General features: G+C 68.3%; 7 protein-coding genes. All 7 read left to right on the top strand.

The features are described from left to right. On the top strand, positions 1 to 323 hold a 323-nt coding region (locus APM_RS12580; RefSeq protein WP_007423756.1), incomplete at its 5' end, for an STAS domain-containing protein. After that, positions 320 to 685 (top strand): response regulator, encoded by a 366-nt coding sequence (locus APM_RS12575; RefSeq protein WP_007423757.1) that lies wholly within the window; start codon positions 320 to 322, stop codon positions 683 to 685. The genes APM_RS12580 and APM_RS12575, both read left to right, overlap by 4 nt. A 14-nt stretch (positions 686 to 699) precedes the next feature. After that, positions 700 to 1,608, top strand: coding sequence for an Hpt domain-containing protein (locus APM_RS22700; protein WP_007423755.1), 909 nt, complete (start codon positions 700 to 702; stop codon positions 1,606 to 1,608). Continuing rightward, positions 1,532 to 2,890: a chemotaxis protein CheA gene (locus tag APM_RS22695; RefSeq protein ID WP_241763156.1), complete on the top strand. Its 1,359-nt coding sequence runs from the start codon at positions 1,532 to 1,534 to the stop codon at positions 2,888 to 2,890. The genes APM_RS22700 and APM_RS22695 overlap by 77 nt, the downstream gene beginning before the upstream one ends. 3 nt (positions 2,891 to 2,893) lie before the next feature. Then, on the top strand, positions 2,894 to 3,358 hold the full coding sequence (locus APM_RS12565) for a chemotaxis protein CheW (protein WP_012040253.1): 465 nt from the start codon (positions 2,894 to 2,896) through the stop codon (positions 3,356 to 3,358). Further along, a complete protein-coding gene (locus APM_RS12560; protein ID WP_007423752.1) occupies positions 3,355 to 4,251 on the top strand; it encodes a protein-glutamate O-methyltransferase CheR in 897 nt (298 codons plus the stop codon). The genes APM_RS12565 and APM_RS12560 overlap by 4 nt, the downstream gene beginning before the upstream one ends. Next, positions 4,248 to 4,666 (top strand): response regulator (locus tag APM_RS12555; protein WP_007423751.1); only part of this gene is annotated, 419 nt, incomplete at its 3' end. The genes APM_RS12560 and APM_RS12555, both read left to right, overlap by 4 nt.

The following is a 4,666-nucleotide window of genomic DNA, read 5'->3' as shown; positions in this document are numbered from 1 at the left end:
TGGGAGGATTTTTGAACGACATGTCAACCACGACCGACACCACGGAACAGCTGATGCTCGATCCCATTCTCGACCTCAAGGCGGCGTCGCCGCTGGCGCAGGCGTTGCTGGCCCGTCGCGGCGGCGATCTTCGGATCGATGCCGGCGCGGTCGAGCGGCTTGGCGGCCAGTGCCTCCAGGTCCTGCTCTCGGCGCGGGCCACCTGGGAGGCGGACGGGCACGCGTTCCGCATCGGGCCGATGTCGGACCAGATGGTCGCATCGCTCGACCTTTTCGGTGTCGGGCCCGCCGCGTTTCAATTTCAGGAGGACATTTCCGCGTGACCAAGACGATTCTGACCGTGGATGATTCGCGCACCATGCGGGACATGCTGCGCATGTCGCTGGTCGAGGCGGGCTTTCGCGTGGTCCAGGCCGAGGACGGCGTGCATGGGCTCGAAGTGCTGCAGGCCGAGACGCCGGATGTCATCGTGACCGACATCAACATGCCGCGGCTCGACGGCTTCGGTTTCATCGAGGCGGTGCGGCGGGACGCATCATGGCGGTCGACGCCGATGCTGGTGCTGACCACCGAGGTTGATCCGGAAAAGAAGGCCCGCGCCAAGGCGGCGGGCGCGACGGGGTGGATCGTCAAGCCGTTCGACCCGGTGAAGCTTGTGGACGCAATCCGCCGGGTTGCCGCATGACGGGAGGTGGATCGATGGATCCGATGGCCGAAATCCGGGAAACGTTTTTCCAGGAATGCGAGGAGCAGCTTGCCGAGCTTGAATCCGGCCTCATGCGGATGGAAGCCGGCGAGACCGATTCCGAGACGGTGAACGCCGTCTTCCGGGCCGTTCACTCGATCAAGGGCGGCGCGGGAGCGTTCGGCCTCGAAGACCTGGTGCATTTCGCCCATGTGTTCGAGACGGCACTGGATCTGATCCGCTCCGGCCGGCTCGACCCCGCGCCGGAGGCGATGCGGCTCCTGCTGCGCGCCGCCGATGCGCTGGCCGACCTGGTGCGGGCGGCGCGCGACGGTGGCAGCACCGATCAGGCGCGCATCGCCGGGATCGAGGGCGAACTGCGCCAGCTGACCGGTGGATCCGGCGCCGCGGCCGACGAAGCCGACGACGATTTCGGCGATATCGCGTTCGCGGCGGTGCCGGTGGCGATCGACGCCGCGGAGGAAAGGCCGGCGGCGCCAGGCTGGATGATCCGCTTCAAGCCGTTCGCCGATCTCTACGCGAAAGCCAACGAGACCGCGCTGCTGCTGCGCGAACTCGGCCGCCTCGGCCCGACGCGGGTGACGGTCGACCCCGAGTGCCTGCCGGATCTTGCCGCGCTCGATCCCGAGGGCGCCTATCTCACCTGGACGATCGCGCTCGATGCGGATTGCTCCGAGGAGGCGGTCCGCGCCGTCTTCGAATTCGTCGAGGACGATTGCGAACTGGTGATCGAGCGGCGCCAGCCCGAGGGCGCGGCGGTGCCGGAGCCGCCGGCCCGGCCGGCCGACCAGCCGTCGGATGACGAAATCCTCGCGTTGCTGCGCAATGCGGCGGCGAGCGTCGCGGCGCCGGAACCCGCGGACGGAAGCAGCGGCGCCGGCGGCGGCTTCGGCCGAACGTGACCATCCGCCCCAGGCCGCGGCCGAGGCGCCGGCGGCGCGGAGCGAGGCGTCGCACGGCGTCGGCGCCACGATCCGTGTCGATCTCGACCGGGTGGACCGGCTGATCGACCTGGTCGGCGAGCTGGTCATCAACGAGGCGATGCTCTCGCAGCGGGTGTTCGAGGCCGGGCTGGCCCGCGCCTCGGCCGTGGTGACGGCGCTCGACGAGCTGGAGCAGCTCACGCGCGAAATCCAGGACAGCGTGATGGCGATCCGCGCCCAGCCGGTGCGCTCGGTGTTCCAGCGCATGCCGCGCCTCGTGCGGGAAGTCGCGGCGATGACCGGCAAGCAGGTGCGCCTGCTGACCGACGGCGAGGGCACCGAGGTCGACAAGACGGTGATCGAGCGGATCATCGACCCGCTCACCCACATGATCCGCAATGCGATCGACCACGGCCTGGAATCGACCGAAGCGCGGCTTGCCGCCGGGAAGCCGGCCGAAGGTGTGGTGAAGCTCACGGCGCTGCATCGCTCCGGCCGGATCGTCATCGAGGTCGAGGATGACGGCGCGGGCATCAACCGCGAGCGGGTGCGGGCCAAGGCGATCGAGAACGGGCTGATTTCGCCCGACGCGCAGCTGACCGACGAGGAAACCGACAACCTGATCTTCATGCCGGGATTTTCGACGGCGAGCGAGATTTCCGACATTTCCGGGCGCGGCGTCGGCATGGACGTGGTGCGGCGCTCGGTGCAGGCGCTGGGCGGGCGCATTTCGATCGCCTCGCGGCCGGGCCAGGGCTCGACCTTCACGCTCAGCCTGCCGCTCACGCTGGCGGTGCTGGATGGCATGGTGGTCAGTGTGGATGGCCATACGCTGATCGTTCCGCTCAGCGCGATCGTCGAGACGCTGCAGCCCCGCGCCGAGCAGGTGCACATGCTCGGGGTCGATGTCCGGGTGATCGGGATGCGGGGTGGCTATATTCCGCTCGTCGATGTCGGCGCCGCGCTGGGCTATCGCCCGGTGCCGGCCGAACCGGAGAAGAGCGTGGCGCTGCTGGTCGAGGGCGAGGGGGGCGTGCGCGCCGTTCTCGTGGTCGATGGAATCCAGGGCCAGCGCCAGGTCGTCATCAAGAGCCTGGAGGCGAACTACCAGGCGGTTCCCGGCATCGCGGCGGCGACCGTGATGGGCGATGGCCGCGTCGCCCTGATTCTCGACGTCGATGCCATCGTCTCCGTGACGAGGAGCGACAATCTGCGGGCCGACGCATGTCGCGTCGAGCCGACCCTCATGCCAGCGAGTTGAGCGATGAATGATGTCATGACCGGCGGGTCGGGAGCCCGCGAACTGATTGCCTTCCGTGTCGGCGTCCAGGAATTCTGTGTCGACATCATGGCCGTGCGCGAGATCCGCGGCTGGACCGCGGCGACCGTGCTGCCGCAGGCGCCGGGCTATATCTGCGGGGTGATCAACCTGCGCGGCGCGGTGCTGCCGATCGTCGATTTCGCGGTCCGGCTCGGATTGCCGCGCTCGGAGCCGTCTGCCCGGCACGTGATCATCGTCGTGCAGATCAACCGCCAGATGGTCGGCCTGCTCGTCGATGCCGTGTCCGACATCCTGACGATGAACGACAACGCGATCCAGCCGACGCCGGACATTGCCTCGGACGTGGTCAAGAGCTTCGTGCGCGGGCTGATGCCGGTGGATGGGCGGATGATCAGCCTGATCTCGCTCGATCATGTGCTGCCGGCGGTGGAGCGGGAAGCCGCATGAATCTGCGCCCCCGACCACGACGGGAGGGAGACGGCCTCATCGACGGGGCGGAATACGTGCTCACGCGCGAGGATTTCCGCACCATCGCCCGGATCATGCGCGAGGAGGCCGGCATCGCGCTGCCCGAATCGAAGGCAACGCTCGTCTATTCCCGGCTGGCGAAACGCCTGCGCACGCTCGGCCTCGGCAGTTTCGCGGAATATTGCGAACTGGTGGAGAGCCAGCAGGGCGGCGCCGAGCGGCAGGAAATGCTGGGCGCGCTGACCACCAACGTGACGCGGTTCTTCCGCGAGCCCCATCATTTCGAGCATCTGCGCAGCCGGATCCTGCCGCCGCTGATGGCCCATGCGCGCAGCGGTGGCCGCGTGCGGCTGTGGTCGGCGGCCTGTTCGAGCGGGCAGGAGCCCTATTCGATCGCGCTGACCGTGCTGGCCCTGCTGCCGGAGGCGCCGCGGTTCGACATCAGGATCCTGGCCACCGATATCGACCGCACGATGCTGGCGACCGGCCGGGCCGGCCTCTATGAGGCGAGCGAGATCGCCGCGGTGCCGCCCGAATTGCGCGAGCGCTGGTTCGAGCCGGCGAACAACAATTCGCCCAAGTTCCGCATTGCCGAGGCCGCGCGGTCGCTCGTCGCGTTCCGGCCCCTGAACCTCATCGGCACCTGGCCGATGCGCGGCCGCTTCAACGCGATCTTCTGCCGCAACGTGGTGATCTATTTCGATGACGAAACGCAAAAACAGGTATGGGCCCGAATGGTGCCGCTGCTCGAGGAGGGCGGGGCGCTCTATATCGGCCATTCCGAGCGCGTGAGCGGCCCGGCCGAACGCGCTCTCGGCAACGATGGCATCACCACATACCGGCTTGCCGGTGCCCGGGAGATGAGAGGATGACGGTTCGCGTTCTGATCGTGGATGATTCGGCGACGATGCGCGGCGTGATTTCCGCCTCGCTCCGGCGCGACCCGGAGATCGAGGTGGTCGGCGAGGCGGGCGATCCCTACGAGGCGCGCAGCGCGATCAAGGAACTCAATCCCGATGTGATCACCCTCGATGTCGAGATGCCCAACATGAACGGGCTCGACTTCCTGGAAAAGATCATGCGGCTGCGGCCGACGCCGGTGATCATGGTGTCCAGCCTGACCTCGGAAGGCGCGCAGGTGACGCTGCAGGCGCTCGAGGCCGGCGCGTTCGACTGCGTGCCGAAGCCGTCCCTGGGTGACCGGCACGATTTCGACATGCTGGGCGAGAAGGTGAAGGCGGCGGCCAAGACGCGGCTGCGGCTGCGGCCGCGCGAGGCGGCGCCGGC

This window comes from Acidiphilium sp. PM, from assembly GCF_000219295.1.
Classification (GTDB): domain Bacteria; phylum Pseudomonadota; class Alphaproteobacteria; order Acetobacterales; family Acetobacteraceae; genus Acidiphilium; species Acidiphilium multivorum.
Note: the sequence above shows the minus strand (reverse complement) of the source record. Positions and strands in the feature narration are given on the sequence as shown.

Bases quoted from the DNA above. Each gene is read 5' to 3' on its own strand.
- APM_RS22700 (WP_007423755.1), top strand. From the start codon at position 700: ATGGATCCGATGGCCGAAATCCGGGAAACGTTTTTCCAGGAATGCGAG.
- APM_RS22695 (WP_241763156.1), top strand. From the start codon at position 1,532: ATGCGGCGGCGAGCGTCGCGGCGCCGGAACCCGCGGACGGAAGCAGCG.
- APM_RS12565 (WP_012040253.1), top strand. From the start codon at position 2,894: ATGAATGATGTCATGACCGGCGGGTCGGGAGCCCGCGAACTGATTGCC.
- APM_RS12560 (WP_007423752.1), top strand. From the start codon at position 3,355: ATGAATCTGCGCCCCCGACCACGACGGGAGGGAGACGGCCTCATCGAC.